The organism is Kitasatospora sp. A2-31, assembly GCF_022288725.1.
Taxonomy (GTDB): Bacteria; Actinomycetota; Actinomycetes; order Streptomycetales; family Streptomycetaceae; genus Kitasatospora.
Genome location: NZ_JAKNTA010000012.1, coordinates 1 through 16,016 on the forward strand (window position 1 = coordinate 1; position 16,016 = coordinate 16,016).

Here is a 16,016-nt window from a genome sequence, read left to right on the forward strand (position 1 = left end):
GAGTACGTCCAGCGGCTCGAACGCCCCCGCTACCTGGTCGTCCAGCCCCCCAGCCGGCCACGCGCGAACGACACGGTGGCGTGAGAGTCATCGCCGGCCTGGCGGCCTGCTACGGCCGCCACCAGGCCGCCACCCGCCGGGCGTGACGGCGCCGGAAGACGGACGGCGGCCGCCCCGCGCCTCGAAGGCGCGGGAGCGACCGCCGGGTGGCGCACTACCTCAGAACTGCTCCACCCAGTACGGCGCGACGGTCATCCATCCGTTGCCGGTGGCGCCGTTGAGGCGGCCGGAGCTGGTCCGGGCCAGGGTGTACCAGGACTCCACGTAGTCCGGGTCGTCGGTCCACCAGGAGCTCGGCAGGGCGGCGAGCACCGCGTTGACCAGCGGGATGTACGCGCCCTGGTCGGCGATGGTGAGCAGCACCGCGGCCACGGCCTGGGCGAGGGCCAGGTAGTTGGTGTCGCCGTCGTCCTCCATCAGGACCACGTCGGCCAGGTTGTACTTGTAGTTCGACCAGTTCACCAGGATCTGGTTCGGGTTGTACACGGTACCGTCGTAGCGCAGGTAGGGCATGGCGACCGAGTCGACCCGGACCTTGCCGTCCTGCCCGAAGCCCGTGACCAGGCTGAACATCTCGGCCGCGCCCTTGAACCACGGCTCCTGGTCGTCGGAGACCTCGATGCTGTCGATCTTGGTGGCCCACCAGCCGCCGGCGGCCTGCGCGCCGGCGAGGCCGCGCGCGGTGAACTCCCTGCGCAGCACGTCGACACCGGCCGCCATCGCCTTCGACGCGTCGATGTCGACGAGGTAGACCGGCCGGTCGGGGACCGCGGTGGCGTCGAGGGTGTGGACGCTGCCGTCGGTGTCGTAGGCGCGGACGGTGCGTGCGTGGTCGTCGGCCACGGCGGTGGCCACCAGCGGCGTGGCACCGGCGTCGAGGGCCGCCCGCATCGACGCGTCGGCCAGCTGGACGCGCAGCAGCGGGCCGAGGCCGGCGTCGAGGCCCTTGGCCCCGGCGATCCGGCGGTCGGCGTCGGTGACGGCCTCGCCGAGGGAGTGCGCCGCGGGCGTGTCGGTGGCAGCGGCGAGCGGGGCGAGCTCGGTGCCGGCGGCGTCGGCTGCGGCACGCACCCGGGAGCGCCAGGTGGCGTCGGCGAGGGATCTGGCCAGGGCGCGGGCGACCTGGTCCTCGATAGCGGCGACCCGGCCCGTGGACTGCGATGCCCGGGCGGGGGCCGGCGCGGAGGCGGGGGCCGGCGCGGCGGCGGCCTGACCGGCCGTCAGCGCGGCGAGCGCCAGGGCCGCGACCGCGACGGTGCTACGCCGTAACCGGGAAAGGGAGAGCGCCATGGGGTTGTCCTCCTGACTCGGAAGGTGCGGGAACCGGCCCCGTCCTGGACGACGCCATGTCAAGTAAAGTCAGCAGCCGACCACCCATCAAGAAGCTGTTCGAAAAACGCTCCCCGGCGGCACGTACGGGGCTGCCCCCCGCGGCCCGGGCGACCCGCCGTGCCACCGCCTCCGGTCCGCGGTTGCCCCGGGGCGGATCCCCCCGACCGCCCGACCGGGCACCTCACTGGCACTCGACCGAGCACTCGACCGGACGCGTGCAGGAAATTGGATTCCAGAAGTCGCATTAGCTAGTCTTCGAGGCGTGAGGCTGACCAAGAGCACCGACATCGCCCTCCGCATCGCCATGCGGCTGGCGGTCCTCGACGAGGACGCGGCTCCGACCACCCGCCAGGTGGCCGAGTCGGTCGACGTGCCCTACACCCACGCCGCCAAGGTGGTCAGCCGACTGCAGCACCTCGGCGTGGTCGAGGCGCGGCGCGGCCGCGGCGGTGGGCTGTCGCTCACCTTCGCCGGCCGGACCGGCTCGCTCGGCCTGCTCCTCCGGGAGCTGGAGGGCGTCGGCGACGTGGTCGGCTGCGAGGACGACCCCCCGTGCCCGCTCCGGGCGGCCTGCCGCCTGCGCGGGGCACTGCGCACGGCCCAGGAGGCGTTCTTCGCTACGCTCGACCCGCTGTCGATCGGCGACCTCGTGTCCTCCCCCGCGGGGCCCGTGCTGCTGAGCCTCACCAGCAGACCGGCCGACTGACCCGGCCCGCCCCATACCGGCCGTCCCCACCGGCCGCCCCGGCCTGAACCACCGGGACGCAGCACCGCAGCACCGCACGACGGCACGCACACCCCACAGACGCGACCGTGCGACCGCACGGCCGAAAATGCGAATCTCAGATACCAGTTTGGAGCTCGCCGATGCTGTCCGCCAAGTCCGCCGAGATCGTCGAAGCCACCCTGCCCGCCGTCGGTGGGGCGATCGGGGAGATCACCCCGCTCTTCTACGGCAAGATGTTCGCGGCCCACCCGGAGCTGCTGCGCGACCTGTTCAACCGCGGCAACCAGGCCAACGGCACCCAGCGCCAGGCCCTCGCCGGTTCGATAGCCGCCTTCGCCTCCGCCCTGGTGGCCCACCCCGACCAGCGACCCGATGCCATGCTCGCCCGGATCGCGCACAAGCACGTCTCCGTCGGCATCGGCAACGCGCAGTACAAGATCGTCCACGAGCACCTGTTCGCCGCCATCGTCGAGGTGCTCGGCGAGGCCGTGACGCCCGAGGTGGCCGCCGCCTGGGACGAGGTGTACTGGCTGATGGCCAACGCGCTGATCGCCGCCGAGGACCGGCTGCGCACCGAGGCCGCCGCCGCCCAGGGCGGGGACCCGGACGACCTCTGGCGCCCGTACGCCGTGGTCGCCCGCTTCCAGGAGACCGACGACGTGGTCAGCTTCCTGGTCCGCCCGGCCGACGGCGGCCCGGTGCCGCCCGCCCGCCCCGGCCAGTACGTCTCGGTGCGGGCCACGATGGCGGACGGCGCCCGGCAGATACGCCAGTACAGCCTCTCCGGGAACCCGGACGGCGCGCTCCGGTTCACCGTCAAGCGGGTGGGCGCCGGCGCCTCCGGGGAGCCGGCCGGCGAGGTCTCGAACCACCTGCACGCGCACCTGAACGCCGGCGACGTGATCGAGGTCGCCCCGCCGCTCGGCGACGTCTCCCTCGCCGACGGCGACGGACCGGTGCTGCTGGCCTCCGCCGGCATCGGCAACACCCCGATGACCGCCATGCTGGCCCACCTCGCCGCCACCGGCTCCACCCGGACGGTCGTCTCCGTCCACGGCGACCGCGACCAGCTCACGCACGCCTTCCGCGCCGAGCTCGGCCGGCACACCGCCGAGCTGGCGAACGCCTCCGCCCACGTCTTCTACGAGCAGCCGCTCGGCGCGTGGCCGCAGGAGCGCACCGGCCTGGTCGACCTCGCGACGGTGCCCGTCCCGGCGGGCACCACCGCCTACCTCTGCGGCCCGGTGCCGTTCCTGCGCTCGGTGCGGGCGCAGCTGCTCGCCGCGGGTGTGCCGGCGGCGGACATCCACTACGAGGTGTTCGGCCCCGACCTCTGGCTCGGCCAGGACGCCTGACCGGTCCGTGGTCCGGCCGGGGCTCCCGATCCGGGGGTCCCGCCGGACCACGCCGGCCCCGGGTGCCGCGCCCTCCCTGCGGCGCGGCACCCTCCCGCCGGAGCGGCTTGCTCGGTAGCATCACGGCCGAACGATCGCCCACGATCACCGCGGACCGCCGAGCGGCCCGCCACGGACGCAGGGAGGACCGGTGCGCGTCGCACTCTTCGCCACCTGCGTCAACGACGCGCTCCACCCGTCCACCGCGATCGCCACCGTCCTGCTGCTCGAACGGCTCGGCGTCGAGGTCGACTTCCCCACCGCCCAGAGCTGTTGCGGGCAGCCGCAGTTCAACACCGGCTACCGGCACGCCTGCGAGCCGCTGCTGCGGCGCACCGCCCGCGCCTTCGCCGGCTACGACCACGTGGTGACCCCCTCCGGCTCGTGCGCGGCCATGGTCCGCGACAACTACCCCCGGATCGGTGCCCGGGCCGCCGCCGAGGGGCGAGGTCCCGACATTTCCGACCTTGCCGCCGAACTGGCGCCACGGATGTACGAGTTGACCGAGTTCCTGACCGACGTGCTGGGCGTCGAGGACGTCGGCGCGTACTTCCCGCACCCGGTGACCTACCACCCGTCCTGCCACGGACTGCGCGTCCTCGGCCTCGGTGAGCGACCGCTGCGCCTGCTGCGGGCCGTCAAGGGGCTGGAGTTGGCGGAACTGCCCGGCGCCGAGGAGTGCTGCGGCTTCGGCGGCACCTTCGCCGTGAAGAACCCGGCCGTCTCGGCCGCGATGGCCGAGGACAAGATCCGCAACGCCCTCGCCACCGGCGCCCGGGTGCTCTGCGCCGCCGACAACTCCTGCCTGCTGCACCTCGACGGGACGCTGCGCCGCCGCGGCGTCGCGCTCCGTCCGCTGCACCTCGCCGAGATCCTCGCCAGCACCGAGTCCGAGCCCTGGAGGCCGAGTTGAGCGGCGCCTTCCTGGGCATGCCCGCGTTCCCGGAGGCTGCCGCCCGGGCCACCCGGGACGCGAGGCTGCGCGCCAACCTGCGGCACGCCACCCACACCATTCGCGACAAGCGGGCCCGCGCCGTCGCCGAACTGGCCGACTGGGAGCAGCTGCGAGCCGCCGGGAAGGCGATCAAGGACCACACGCTGCGCCGTCTCGACCACTACCTCGTCCAGGTGGAGGAGGCCGTGACGGCAGCGGGCGGCTCCGTGCACTGGGCCGCCGACGCCGAGGAGGCCAACCGGATCGTCACCGGCCTGGTCCGTGCGACCGGCGAGCGCGAGGTGGTCAAGGTCAAGTCCATGGCCACCCAGGAGATCGGCCTCAACGAGGCGCTCGCCGCCGAGGGGATCACCGCGTACGAGACCGATCTCGCGGAACTGATCGTCCAGTTGGGCGACGACCGGCCCTCGCACATCCTGGTGCCGGCGATCCACCGCAACCGCGGCGAGATCCGGCGGATCTTCGCCGAGCGGATGGCTTCCTGGGGCCGCCCGGCGCCCGAGGAGCTGACCGATGCACCCGGCGAACTCGCCGAGGCCGCCCGGCTGCACCTGCGCGAGAAGTTCCTCCGCGCCGAAGTCGCCGTCTCCGGCGCCAACTTCCTCGTCGCCGAGACCGGCACCCTGGTGGTGGTCGAGTCGGAGGGCAACGGCCGGATGTGCCTGACCCTCCCGCGCACACTGATCTCGGTGGTCGGGATCGAGAAGGTCGTGCCGACCTGGCGGGACTTGGAGGTCTTCCTCCAGTTGCTGCCCCGCTCCTCCACCGCTGAGCGGATGAACCCCTACACCTCGCTGTGGACCGGCACCACGGCGGGCGACGGTCCGTCCGCCTTCCACCTGGTGCTGCTCGACAACGGGCGCACGGCCGCCCTCGCGGACGAGGTCGGCCGCCAGGCACTGCGCTGCATCCGCTGCTCGGCCTGCCTCAACGTCTGCCCGGTCTACGAGCGGGCCGGCGGCCACGCGTACGGCTCGGTCTACCCGGGGCCGATCGGCGCCATCCTCACCCCCCAACTGCGCGGCGCCGCGGGCGCGGTGGAGGCGTCGCTGCCGTTCGCCTCCTCGCTCTGCGGGGCCTGCTACGAGGTCTGCCCGGTGGCGATCGACATCCCGGAGGTCCTGGTCCACCTGCGCGAGCGGGTCGCCCGCGGGCCCGGGCACCGACTGGAGCGGGCGGCCGTCGCGGCCGCGGGCTACGTGCTGGACCGTCCTGCCCTGCTCGCCGCGGCCGAGCGCGCGCTCGCCCGGAGCAGGCGGCTGCACCCGCGCCGCCTGCCCGGCCCCGGCCGCGCCTGGACCGACACCCGGGAGCTGCCGCAGGTGCCCGCGGAGCCGTTCCGTGACTGGTGGCGGCGCAACCGGGCGTGAGGGCCGGAGGGCGCGAGGGAGTCGGGCACGGGGGCGCCGGACGGGAAGGCGCCGGACGTGAGGGAGTCGGCATGAGGAGTCGGGCATGACGCAGCCGGGCATGAGCGCCGCGCACACCAGAGGTTCGCGGGAGCTGGTCCTCGGACGAATCCGCGCCGCCCTGTACGGACCGGCGGCCCGGGCCGGCGACGGCCGTGCCGCCGCGCCCACCGAGCCGCCCGTCCCCCGCGACTACCTGCGCAGCCACGTCCCCGCCGACGATCCCGCCGCGCTGGTGGACCTGCTCCACCGCAACCTCGCCGACTACCGGGCCCTCGTCCACCGCTGCACCCCGGAGCTTCTCCCCGGGACGGTCGCCGGGCTGCTCGAGGCCCGCGGCGCCCGCACCGTGGCCGTCCCGGCCGACCTGCCGCCCGGCTGGCTCGCCGCCGTCCGGACCACCGAGCCGGTGCCGGACGACGGGACGCTCACCGCCGCCCGGCTGGACACCGTGGACAGCGTGCTGACCGGCTGCGCCCTGGCGGTCGCGGAGACCGGCACGCTCGTCCTGGACGCCGGGCCGGGCCAGGGGCGGCGCCTGCTCAGCCTCGTTCCGGACCACCACATCTGCGTAGTGCTCGCCCCCGAGCAGGTGGTCGCTTCCGTCCCGCTGGCGCTGCCCCGGCTCGACCCCCACCGGCCGCAGACCTGGATCTCCGGCCCGTCCGCCACCAGCGACATCGAGCTCGACCGGGTGGAGGGCGTGCACGGCCCGCGCACCCTGGAGGTGGTGCTGGTCGCCGAGGGCTGAGGAGCCACGGTCGGTCGGGACGCACGGGCACGTCCCCGGGAGCGGCGGGCTCAGGCCGGGCTCAGGCCGGGCGCAGCTCCAGCGTGCAGCACTTCGGCCCGCCGCCGCCCTTGAGCAGCTCGGAGACGTCGACCGGCCACGGCTCGTAGCCGTGCTCGGCCAACTGCGCGGCGAGCGCCTTGGCGGGTTCGGGCAGCAGGACGCGTCGGCCGTCCGAGACGGCGTTGAGCCCGAACACCTCGGCGTCCGCGTGGTCGGCGAGGATCGCGTCGGGGTAGAGGCTGCGCAGCAGGGCCTGGCTGTCCGGGGAGAAGGCCGCCGGGTAGTACATGACGTGGTCGTCGTCGAGGACGGCGAGTGCGGTGTCCAGGTGGTAGAAGCGCGGGTCGACCAGCGTCAGGCTGAGCACCTGCACGCCGAACAGCGCCCGGGCCTCGGCGTGCGCGGCCGGGTCGGTGCGGAAGCCCGTGCCGGCCAGGACGCGGCGGCCGGCCACCAGGAGGTCGCCCTCGCCCTCGTTGACGTGGCCGGCGCGGTGCACCTCGCGGTAGCCGTGCGCCCGGAACCAGGCCTGGTGGGCGTCGGACTCGCCGGCCCGCTCCGGGTGCCGGAAGGTCGCGACCAGCGCCCGGCCGTTCAGCACGGTGGCCCCGTTCGCGGTGTAGACCATGTCGGGCAGGCCGGGCACCGGGTCGATCAGCTCGACGGTGTGACCGAGCCGCTGGTAGAGCGCGTGGAGGTGCTCCCACTGGCGGACGGCGAGCGCGGTGTCGGTGGGGCGCTCCGGGTCCATCCAGGGGTTGATCGCGTAGTCGACGGTGAAGTGCGTCGGCCGGCACATCAGGAAGCGCCGCGGCCTGGCGGTGCGCTCCGGGGTTCGGTTCGGCATGCGGCTACCTCCGCCGTCCGGGGGTTGGGTTCCGGTCCGGTGTCCGGCGCGGTGCCGGGCGACGCCCGGAGCACGTCCCGGAAGGCGGCTGCCCGCACACCCCGGTTCGCACACGTGCACGGCCCGGCGGAACGTCGCAGCCCCCGGCGCACCCGGCGCGACCCCCCGGCGCACGGGGCGCGCGCCACAGCGGTGTGGCGCCGCCGTGTGGTGCCGCCGCCTCGCGCCGCCGCCGTGTGGTGCCGCCGCCTCGCGCCGCCGCCGTGTGGCGCCGCCGTCCCGCGCCGCCGCGCCGGACCGCCGCGCGCCCGTCGTGGCGGCCACGGCGCGGGGCCGTCCGGCGGGTGGCGGGCTGACGCTCCGTCCGCCGGTGGCACCACGTGGTCCATCTCACGTACCGCCACCGGCCACCTACGGTGGCGTAGGTCACTTGAGACAGTGAACTATCTACTTCATGCCGAACCTCCAGGAGACCCTTGACCTCAGTTCGTACGCTGCCCTCGGGGACAGCTTCACCGAGGGCCTGAACGACCCCGGCACCGACGGCGCCTTCGCCGGCTGGGCGGACCGGCTCGCCGGGATGCTCGCCGACGGACGGCCGCCGGGCGCCTTCCGCTACGCCAACCTCGCGGTGCGCGGGCGGCTGCTCGACCAGATCGCGGCCGAACAGGTGCCGCAGGTCCACCGCATGCAGCCCGACCTGGTCACGTTCTGCGCCGGCGGCAACGACATCCTGCGCCCGGGCAGCGACCCGGACGAGGTCGCCGAGCGCTTCGAGTCCGCCGTCGCCCAGCTGGTCGACTCCGCCGGGACGGTGCTGATCTGCACCGGCTTCGACACCCGCGGCGTGCCGCTGTTGAAGCACCTGCGCGGCAAGATCGCCACGTACAACGGCCACATGCGGGCCGTCGCGGACCGCAACGGCTGCAAGGTCGCCGACCTGTGGTCACTGCGCGCGGTGCAGGACCGCCGCGCCTGGAGCGAGGACCGGCTGCACCTCTCCCCCGAGGGCCACCAGCGGGTCGCCCTGCTGGCCGCCCGCTCGCTCGGCCTGCGCACCGAGCAGGACCCGGAGGCGCCCTGGCCGGCCCTGCCCGTGCAGTCCGCGGCCGAGCAGCGGCAGGAGAACCTGCAGTGGGCGCGCGAGTTCCTGATCCCGTGGGTCGGCCGCCGGCTGCGCGGCGAGTCCTCCGGCGACCACGTCGAGGCGAAGCGCCCGGAGCTGCTGCCGCTCTGACGAAACGTCAGCCAGCTGTGGTGCGCAGCCGCTCCCGTCAGCGGGGGCGGCTGCGCCACGGCCGGGCGGCAGCCGCGTGCAGCAGTGCGGCGGCCGCGGCCCCGACCGGGTACCAGAACAGGTCCGGCGGGTTGAAGGTCGAACCCAGGACCAGGCGGGCGAGCGCGCTGCTCCGGCCGAGCTCGTCCGGCACGCCGGTGAGCTGGAACAGCTCGACCGCCCAGCTCAGCCCGGCCGCCGCGAGAGCGGCGGGCAGCGGGCGCAGCCGCGGCACGGCCAGCAGCACCAGGGCGTACACCAGGACGGTGTAGAGCGCGTCCCCCGCCACCTTGGCGACCTCACCCCCGGCCACCGAGCGCACACCGAGCCCTGCCGCCACCGTCACGACCGCCGCCACCAGGGCCGCCGCACGCACGGCCCGCCTCCCCCGATGATCATCCACGGGGCCAGCCTAGGACGCCTTCGCCGGCCGCGTGGTCCGCGTGCCACGTGGAGGCTCCTCACCGCCTCGTGGTCGCCGGCACGCCCACCTCTGCCACCAGCGCCTTCCCCTGTCCACGGAGCCACGTCCGGCCGGCCCCTCCGCCGGCGCGGCAGGACGGGTCGCGATCGTCACCATGATCGATCACCGCCCGTTCGGCACCTCGAATCCGGGCATCCGCCCGGATTTCCGGATGCGCCCGCGCGACCCCCGGAACCGCCGCCCTCCGCGTGGCGTCCCTCCCTCCCGACAGGTCGCCCAGACCGAGGGGTAGCCTGCTGGCCGGCCCGTCGAGGGGCCGGGTCCGCGCAGTTCGCGGGCGGGAGCGACGGAAGGACGGGGCGGGGCGCAGTGACGCAGCTGACCGATGGGGTAGAGGGATCCGGCCTGGGCGCCGGCACGCCGGCCGGCAGCCGGACGGCCGGGCGGCGGTTCACCGTGGACGGGTTCGCACCCCGCCACGACGGCCGCGCCCGGGAACACGGCAAGGCGCTGCGTACGCGCACCCCGCGCGAGCGGCACGCCGAGTTCGCGCCCGCCGACGACCGCCCGACCGCCGTCGAGGCGATCGAGGCGTCCAACGCCGGCCGCCTCACCGACCTGGTGCCGATCCGGCTCGGCCGGATGGCCGCCACCCCGTTCGCCTTCCTGCGCGGCTCGGCCGGCCTGATGGCCGCCGACCTCGCCGGCACCCCGGCCACCGGTGTCTCCGCGCAGCTCTGCGGCGACGCGCACGCCGCGAACTTCGGCCTCTACGGCGACGCCCGCGGCCGGCTCGTGATGGACATCAACGACTTCGACGAGACCGTGCCCGGTCCGTGGGAGTGGGACCTCAAGCGGCTCGCCGCCAGCCTGGTGCTGGCCGGCCGCGAGATCGGCGCCGACGAGACCACCGCGCGCCGGGCCGCCTTCGACGCGGCCGGCTCGTACCGCCGGACCATGCGCGCGCTGGCCAAGCTCTCCGCCCTGGACGCCTGGAACGCCGTCGCCGACGAGCAACTGGTCTCCTTCGCCCAGGCGCACGACCTGGCGGAGGTGCTCGAGCGGGTCGGCACCAAGGCGCTCGGCAACACCGGCGCCAAGTTCGCCGCCAAGTCCACCGTCCGTACGGAGGACGGCGGTTGGCAGTTCACCGCCTCGCCCCCGGTGCTCAGCGAGGTCACGGACAAGACGGCCGCCGCGGTGGCCGCCTCGCTCGGCCCCTACGTGCAGACCGTGCCCGCCGAACTGCACCCGCTGCTCTCCCGCTACCACGTCCAGGACGTGGCGTTCCGCGTGGTCGGCACCGGCAGCGTCGGCACCCGCTCGTACGTCGTGCTGCTCACCGACCACCGGGACCAGGCGCTGGTGCTCCAGGTGAAGGAGGCCCGCCCGTCCGTGCTGCTGCCGTACCTGGCCAAGGCGGGCCACCCGGTGCCGGCCGCCGCCGTCGACGGCCACGAGGGCCGCCGGGTGGTGCTCGGCCAGAAGCGCATGCAGGTGGTCAGCGACACCCTGCTCGGCTGGACCACCGTCGACGGACTGCCGTACCAGGTCCGGCAGTTCCGCAACCGCAAGGGCAGCGTGGACCCGGCCGCGCTGCTGCCCGGACAGCTCGACGACTACGCCCGGATCACCGGCGCCCTGCTGGCCCGTGCCCACGCGCACACCGCCGACCCCGGCGTGATCAGCGGCTACTGCGGCAAGAACGAGGCCCTGGACGAGGCGATCGCGACCTTCGCCGTCGCCTACGCCGACCGCACCGAGGCCGACCACGCCGACCTGCTCGCGGCGATAAGGGCGGGCCGCCTGCCGGCGGAGCACGGCATCTGACCGCCCCTCGGCGGCCTCAGAGTTCACCACGCCGGCCGGCCGGGTCGAGGAACGGCGCGACCACCGCGACGTACTCGGCCGGCCGGCTGCGGTGCACCAGGTGCCCCGCGTCGACGGTGACCACCCGGCAGTCCGGGATCCGGTCCGCCAGCTCGGCGAGCCGGTCCTGCGGGACGTGGCTGGTCGGGCCGCCGGCCACCACCAGGGTCGGCGCGGTCACGGCGGCCATCCGCTCCAACCAGGCCGGGTCCGGGGTGTCCAGCTGTGCCTTGATCGCCCGTACCACCGCCCAGTCGAAGTCCACCGGCTCGGCCGGTGCCGCGGCCACCCGGCTCGCCGGTCGCGGGAACGGCGCGGGGACGTCCTCCAGCACCAGCCGGCCGATCCGCCCGGGGTGCTGCTGCGCCAGCAGGTAGGCGACGACGCCGCCCATCGAGTGGCCGACCACGTCCACCCGCTCGAGGCCGAGCGCGTCCAGGAAGCCGAGGACGTCGTCCCGCATCAGGTCGACCCCGTACGCGCCGGGCCACCCGCTGTCGCCGTGGCCGCGCAGGTCGAGCGCGAAGACGTGGTGGTGCGGGGCGAGTTCCGGCAGCACGCCGTCCCAGTCGCAGGCCCGCTCGCCGAGCGCGTGCAGCAGCACCAGCGGCGGCGCCCCGGGCGTGCCGTACTCCCGGTAGGCGAGGGTGACCCCGGTGACCCCGGGCAGGTCGACGGTGCGACGCGTCGGGCGGGGCTCCCGCCCCCGGCCGGCCCGGTGCCCGTGGTGACCCTCGTGGGCGGGCTCGGCCGGAGTCAGGTGATCAGTCATGACGGTCACCCTACGCCCGGACTCCGGCCCCGCGGCCGCCCGTTCGCCCACCGCTCAAAGGCCTCCGGCCGGGCGCACCCCCGGCGCACGGTCCGGACGGGTCGCGCCCGCCGCGTCGAGTCTGCCGCGCGGTCCTCACCGCCCGCCCCTCACCGCCCGCCGCCGGGTGCCGCGTCCTCCCGCACGCCGGGCGCCGGTGCCCCCGGAACCGCCTCCGCCCCGGCTGCGGGCGCCTCGCCCTCCCGCGCAGCGGCGCGGCCCGCGTACACCGAGGCCAGCACGGCCAACGCGGCCACCGCCGCGCAGACCCCGCTCGCGTACGCGTACGCCGAACGGTGACCGCCGCCGCCCGCGGTGGCACGCAGGTAGACGCCGGAGAGTGCGGAGACGCTGACCGCGGCCGCGATCCGCTGCGCCATCTGCAGGATCGCCCCGCTCACCCCGGCCGCCTCGGCCGGGGCGTGCCGCAGGACGTACGCCTGGTTGGTGGCGCCCATGACGCCGACCGCCGCGCCGCCGAGCAGTTGCAGGGCGGCCAGCAGCCAGGGCAGCGCGCCGGTCGGCCCCCACCGCACCACCAGTCCACCGGTCAGCATCACCAGCGCCGAGCCGGCCATGCCCGCGGTGACGGTCCGGCGGCCGAAGCGCTGCACCACCCGCCAGGCCAGAGCGGAGGCGACCCCCATGGACACCGCCGACGGCAGCGCCACCAGCGCCGCGCCCATCGGGGAGAGGCCGAGACCGTCCTGCAGGAACATCGCCAGCACCAGCCCGGCCGCGACGGAGGAACCGAACTGGGCCATCGCCACCGCCGTGCCCAGTGCGTACGGCGCGGAGCGGGTGAGCGCCGGGTGGATCAGCGGGTGCCCGCCGGCCCGCGCGTACCGCCGCTGCCACCAGGCGAGCGCGCCCAGCAGTAGGCACGCGCCGACCGCGAAGGCGAGCCAGCCGGTCCAGCCGGGCGGCTGGACGAAGGGCAGCATCAGCACCAGCGTCAGCGCGCCGACCAGCAGCAGGCCGACCAGGTCGAGATCGGCGTGCCGGGCGCTGGGGCGCGGACGCGGCAGCCAGCGGGCCGCCAGTGCCGCGGTGGCCAGCCCGAACGGGACGTTGAGCAGGAAGGTCAGCCGCCAGCCGGCCTCGGGGCCGACGGCGGCCAGCACCGCGCCGCCGATCGGCGGTCCCAGGGCGAAGGCGAGGCCGCCGGTCACGGCGTACATGCCGAGCGCCCGGGCGCGCAGCTGGCCGGCGAAGACGTCCTGGAGGGTGCCGATCATCTGGGAGTTGACCAGTCCCGCCCCCGCTCCCTGGAGCAGCCGGGCCGCCACCAGCACCCAGGGCTCGGTCGCCGTCGCCGAGAGCACGCTGACCGAGGTGAACAGGGCCAGGCCCGCGACGAAGAACCACTTGCGGCCCCGGACGTCGCCGAGCCGCCCGCCCGGCACCAGGGCCAGGCCGAAGGCCAACGAGTAGCCGGCCACGATCCACTGCAGGTGGGCGGGTTGGGCGTGCAAGGCCTCCCGGAGCGCGGGTATGGAGGTGTTGAGCACGGACTGGTCGAGCAGGGTGGTGAACCCGCCCGCGACACAGACCAGCAGGACGCGGCGCCCGGCGGCGTCGAACCGCGCCCGGGGCGCCGCCGGAGCGGGGTCGGCCGTGGACCGCTTCACGGGACGACCACCACCAGCGCGTACCGGGCCTCCGCCGGGCCCGGACAGCGGAACCGGGTGCTCTCCGCGACGAACCGCAGGCAGTCCCCCGCCGCCAGCAGGTGCGCCTCACCGTCCACGGTCAGCTCCAATTCGCCCTCCAGCAGCCAGAGATGGTGTTCGAGCCCGGGTACGGACGGCCGGTCGTACGCGAGGTCGGCACCCGCCGGCAGCCGGCCCTCGATCAGCTCCGCCCGCAGCGACCCGTGCGGCGGCGACACCGACCGGCGCACGAACCCGGTCGCCTCGTCCCGCCACACCCGCTGCTCGTCCGCCCGCACCAGCCGGGCCGGCACCGACTCCACCTCGGCGAGCAGGCGCGACATCGTCCGGCCGTACACCGCGCAGAGCCGCCCGAGCACGGCCGCCGTCGGGCTCACCTCCGCCCGCTCCACCCGGGACAGCGTCGACCGGCTGACATCCGCGCGCTGCGCCAACTCCTCCAGCGTCCACCCCCGTTCCACCCGCAACTCCGCCAACCGCGTCGCCAGCCGCTCATCGGCGGCGGTGTCGATTCCCATATTCGCGATGCTATCCCGGATACGGGATGGCGGACAGCGACCGAGCGCGTCTCCATGCGCAGTCCGGGGGCAGCACGTTCACCCTGGCGGACGGGACGAAGAAGTCCAGCGCCGCCGCGGAGGTGCAGATCGGCACGCTCCGGGTACGGATCGCCGACCTCCACGACCTCCCGGCGCAGGACTACCTCGTCCTGGGCGGCGGCCCGGCCACCCGCGCCACGTTCCTCGGCCATCCCGCGATGACCTACTCCGATCACACCGCGGCGCTCCACTTCGACCTCGGCGGCGGGACGGCCACCACCGGCACCGGCGGCATCGCCCGGCACCTCGTCGTCGGGAGGGACGGCACGGCCGACGGCGGGTCCTACGAGCTCACGATCCGGCTGCCGGGCGGTGCACGGCGCAGGCCTGCGATCACGGAGAGTCATAGGCCTGCGGAACCCCTCCCACCTGGTCATATGATGTGCGCCACCAGGGCCGATCAAGCCCTGGTCGGGTGAGGGGGGATCATGTTCGGCATCATCAGACCGTGTCGTCACCGGCTCTCGGAGCGGTTGCAGACCTCGTGGATGGCGCACCTGTGCGGGCTCTGCCTGGCACTGCGGGACGACCACGGGCAGCTGGCGCGGACCGCCACCAACTACGACGGCCTGATCATCTCGGTGCTGGTCGAGGCGCAGTGCGCCGAGGACGACGCCTCCTGGCGCCGCACCGCCGGGCCCTGCCCGCTCCGGGGGATGCGCACCGCCTCGGTCGCCAAGGGTGAGGGCGCCCGGCTGGCCGCGGCGGTCTCGCTGGCGCTCGCCTCGGTGAAGATCCGCGACCACGTCGAGGACCGCGACGGCGTCTTCGCCCGCAGGCCGGTGGCGGCCGGGGCACGGGCGGTGACCAGGCGCTGGGACCGCAAGAGTGCCGGCAGCGCGTCGGCCGTCGGCTTCGACACCGCCGTCCTGCTCGACGCCGCGGCCCGCCAGGGCGAGCTGGAGCGCTCGCTGACGCCGGGGGGCTCGGTGCTGCTCGTCACCGAGCCCACCGAGAGCGCCACCTCGGCGGCGTTCGCGCACACCGCCGAGCTGGCCGGCCGGCCCGGCAACGCCGCGCCGCTGGCCGAGGCGGGACGGCTGTTCGGACGGCTGGCGCACCTGCTGGACGCGGCCGAGGACCAGGCCGCGGATGCGGCGAGCGGCGCCTGGAACCCGCTCACCGCGACGGGCACCGACCGGGCGGAGGCCGAGCGGCTCTGCCGGGACGCCGTGCACGGCATCCGGCTCGCGCTGCGCGACGTGGAGTTCACCGACCGCGCGCTGGTCCACGTCCTGCTCGGCCACGAGACCGAGCGCGCCGTCGACCGGGTCTTCGGAGCGGCTTCGCACGCCGCCTCCTGCCGCACCGAGGCCGCAGCGGCCGGCAGCGCACCGGGCGGCACCGCGCCGCACGCCGCCAACCCGTACCAGTCGCCACCCACGAAGGACCCGAACCAGGCTCCTCCGGCCGGCCCCGGGGCGCCGGTCCCGCCGTGGGTGCCGCAGGGCCCGGGGTTCACCCCGCCCGGCGCACCGCGCCCGCCCCGCCGCAACCTGCTCTCCGGGTGCGCGATCTGGGCGCTGATGGCCTGCTCGTGCCAGCTGATGTGCTGCAACCACAACGACCCGTTCTCGCGCGAGCCCCGGGAGGGCTGGTGCGCCCGGCAGGACTGCAACTGCGGGCAGTGCGACTGCAGCGGCTGCAGCAACTGCGACAGCTGCTGCCAGTGCTGCGGCGACGACGGCTGCTGCGACGGCTGCGGGTGCGACGGCTGCTGCGACGGAGGCTGCGACTGCGGCTGCAGCTGAGCCCCTGTTCGTGAACGGCTCGCCGGCACGGTGACACCATGCACCCCGCACCGGCGAGCCGTCCTCGTTCGCCATGACATGACGGCAGTCGACCCA

At 75.2% G+C, this 16,016-nt stretch carries 15 protein-coding genes; 9 read left to right on the forward strand and 6 right to left on the reverse strand.

The genetic code is table 11. The features are described from left to right. Positions 1 to 219: 219 nt before the first annotated feature. Entirely contained in the window at positions 220 to 1,350 is a 1,131-nt protein-coding gene (locus MCM47_RS28780; protein ID WP_238864603.1) for a DUF3103 family protein, read from the reverse strand. Between the two features lie 304 nt (positions 1,351 to 1,654). Between MCM47_RS28780 and MCM47_RS28785 the strand changes: the two genes are divergently transcribed. The 5 genes from MCM47_RS28785 to MCM47_RS28805 all read left to right on the forward strand — a co-directional run bounded on the left by MCM47_RS28785 (position 1,655) and on the right by MCM47_RS28805 (position 6,628). Next, positions 1,655 to 2,098: an Rrf2 family transcriptional regulator gene (locus MCM47_RS28785; RefSeq protein ID WP_238864604.1), complete on the forward strand. Its 444-nt coding sequence runs from the start codon at positions 1,655 to 1,657 to the stop codon at positions 2,096 to 2,098. Between the two features lie 161 nt (positions 2,099 to 2,259). Continuing rightward, complete coding sequence (locus tag MCM47_RS28790; protein WP_238864605.1) at positions 2,260 to 3,474, forward strand: globin domain-containing protein; 1,215 nt, start codon at positions 2,260 to 2,262, stop codon at positions 3,472 to 3,474. Positions 3,475 to 3,664: 190 nt separating this feature from the next. Further along, the gene (locus MCM47_RS28795) at positions 3,665 to 4,426 is read left to right on the forward strand and encodes a (Fe-S)-binding protein (protein WP_238864606.1); all 762 of its coding nucleotides are present in this window, start codon (positions 3,665 to 3,667) and stop codon (positions 4,424 to 4,426) included. Next, positions 4,423 to 5,838 carry a lactate utilization protein B gene (locus tag MCM47_RS28800; protein ID WP_238864607.1) on the forward strand — a complete coding sequence of 472 codons (1,416 nt, stop codon included), beginning with the start codon at positions 4,423 to 4,425 and terminating at the stop codon, positions 5,836 to 5,838. The genes MCM47_RS28795 and MCM47_RS28800 overlap by 4 nt, the downstream gene beginning before the upstream one ends. An 85-nt stretch (positions 5,839 to 5,923) precedes the next feature. Further along, positions 5,924 to 6,628, forward strand: coding sequence for an LUD domain-containing protein (locus MCM47_RS28805; protein WP_238864608.1), 705 nt, complete (start codon positions 5,924 to 5,926; stop codon positions 6,626 to 6,628). A 61-nt stretch (positions 6,629 to 6,689) separates the two neighbouring features. Here the strand turns inward: MCM47_RS28805 and ddaH are convergent, their stop codons facing one another. Further along, complete coding sequence (gene ddaH, locus MCM47_RS28810; protein ID WP_238864609.1) at positions 6,690 to 7,517, reverse strand: dimethylargininase; 828 nt, start codon at positions 7,515 to 7,517, stop codon at positions 6,690 to 6,692. Positions 7,518 to 7,971: 454 nt separating this feature from the next. Here ddaH and MCM47_RS28815 point away from each other — a divergent pair, with 454 nt between their 5' ends. After that, positions 7,972 to 8,754, forward strand: coding sequence for an SGNH/GDSL hydrolase family protein (locus MCM47_RS28815; protein ID WP_238864610.1), 783 nt, complete (start codon positions 7,972 to 7,974; stop codon positions 8,752 to 8,754). Positions 8,755 to 8,791: 37 nt separating this feature from the next. On the opposite strand, the gene MCM47_RS28820 is transcribed toward MCM47_RS28815, so the two are convergent. Further along, entirely contained in the window at positions 8,792 to 9,169 is a 378-nt protein-coding gene (locus MCM47_RS28820) for a DUF2809 domain-containing protein (protein WP_308222497.1), read from the reverse strand. A 417-nt stretch (positions 9,170 to 9,586) separates the two neighbouring features. Here MCM47_RS28820 and MCM47_RS28825 point away from each other — a divergent pair, with 417 nt between their 5' ends. Continuing rightward, positions 9,587 to 11,047: a DUF2252 domain-containing protein gene (locus tag MCM47_RS28825; RefSeq protein WP_238864612.1), complete on the forward strand. Its 1,461-nt coding sequence runs from the start codon at positions 9,587 to 9,589 to the stop codon at positions 11,045 to 11,047. Between the two features lie 16 nt (positions 11,048 to 11,063). On the opposite strand, the gene MCM47_RS28830 is transcribed toward MCM47_RS28825, so the two are convergent. The 3 genes from MCM47_RS28830 to MCM47_RS28840 form a co-directional block, all read right to left on the reverse strand. Further along, positions 11,064 to 11,858, reverse strand: coding sequence for an alpha/beta fold hydrolase (locus tag MCM47_RS28830; protein ID WP_238864613.1), 795 nt, complete (start codon positions 11,856 to 11,858; stop codon positions 11,064 to 11,066). Positions 11,859 to 12,007: 149 nt separating this feature from the next. Then, positions 12,008 to 13,528, reverse strand: a complete 1,521-nt coding sequence (locus MCM47_RS28835) for an MFS transporter (protein WP_238864614.1) — start codon at positions 13,526 to 13,528, stop codon at positions 12,008 to 12,010. Beyond that, positions 13,525 to 14,088 carry a helix-turn-helix domain-containing protein gene (locus MCM47_RS28840; RefSeq protein WP_238864615.1) on the reverse strand — a complete coding sequence of 188 codons (564 nt, stop codon included), beginning with the start codon at positions 14,086 to 14,088 and terminating at the stop codon, positions 13,525 to 13,527. The genes MCM47_RS28835 and MCM47_RS28840 overlap by 4 nt, the downstream gene beginning before the upstream one ends. Before the next feature lie 26 nt (positions 14,089 to 14,114). Here MCM47_RS28840 and MCM47_RS28845 point away from each other — a divergent pair, with 26 nt between their 5' ends. Together MCM47_RS28845 and MCM47_RS28850 are read left to right on the forward strand one after the other, a co-directional pair. Beyond that, positions 14,115 to 14,588, forward strand: a complete 474-nt coding sequence (locus MCM47_RS28845; protein ID WP_238864616.1) for a hypothetical protein — start codon at positions 14,115 to 14,117, stop codon at positions 14,586 to 14,588. A 9-nt stretch (positions 14,589 to 14,597) separates the two neighbouring features. Next, positions 14,598 to 15,920, forward strand: coding sequence for a DUF5685 family protein (locus tag MCM47_RS28850; protein WP_238864617.1), 1,323 nt, complete (start codon positions 14,598 to 14,600; stop codon positions 15,918 to 15,920). Positions 15,921 to 16,016: the final 96 nt, after the last annotated feature.

Coding starts and splice junctions, on each gene's coding strand:
- MCM47_RS28780 (WP_238864603.1), bottom strand. CDS start 1,350: ATGGCGCTCTCCCTTTCCCGGTTACGGCGTAGCACCGTCGCGGTCGCG.
- MCM47_RS28790 (WP_238864605.1), top strand. CDS start 2,260: ATGCTGTCCGCCAAGTCCGCCGAGATCGTCGAAGCCACCCTGCCCGCC.
- MCM47_RS28805 (WP_238864608.1), top strand. CDS start 5,924: ATGACGCAGCCGGGCATGAGCGCCGCGCACACCAGAGGTTCGCGGGAG.
- ddaH (WP_238864609.1), bottom strand. CDS start 7,517: ATGCCGAACCGAACCCCGGAGCGCACCGCCAGGCCGCGGCGCTTCCTG.
- MCM47_RS28815 (WP_238864610.1), top strand. CDS start 7,972: ATGCCGAACCTCCAGGAGACCCTTGACCTCAGTTCGTACGCTGCCCTC.
- MCM47_RS28830 (WP_238864613.1), bottom strand. CDS start 11,858: ATGACTGATCACCTGACTCCGGCCGAGCCCGCCCACGAGGGTCACCAC.
- MCM47_RS28840 (WP_238864615.1), bottom strand. CDS start 14,088: ATGGGAATCGACACCGCCGCCGATGAGCGGCTGGCGACGCGGTTGGCG.
- MCM47_RS28845 (WP_238864616.1), top strand. CDS start 14,115: ATGGCGGACAGCGACCGAGCGCGTCTCCATGCGCAGTCCGGGGGCAGC.
- MCM47_RS28850 (WP_238864617.1), top strand. CDS start 14,598: ATGTTCGGCATCATCAGACCGTGTCGTCACCGGCTCTCGGAGCGGTTG.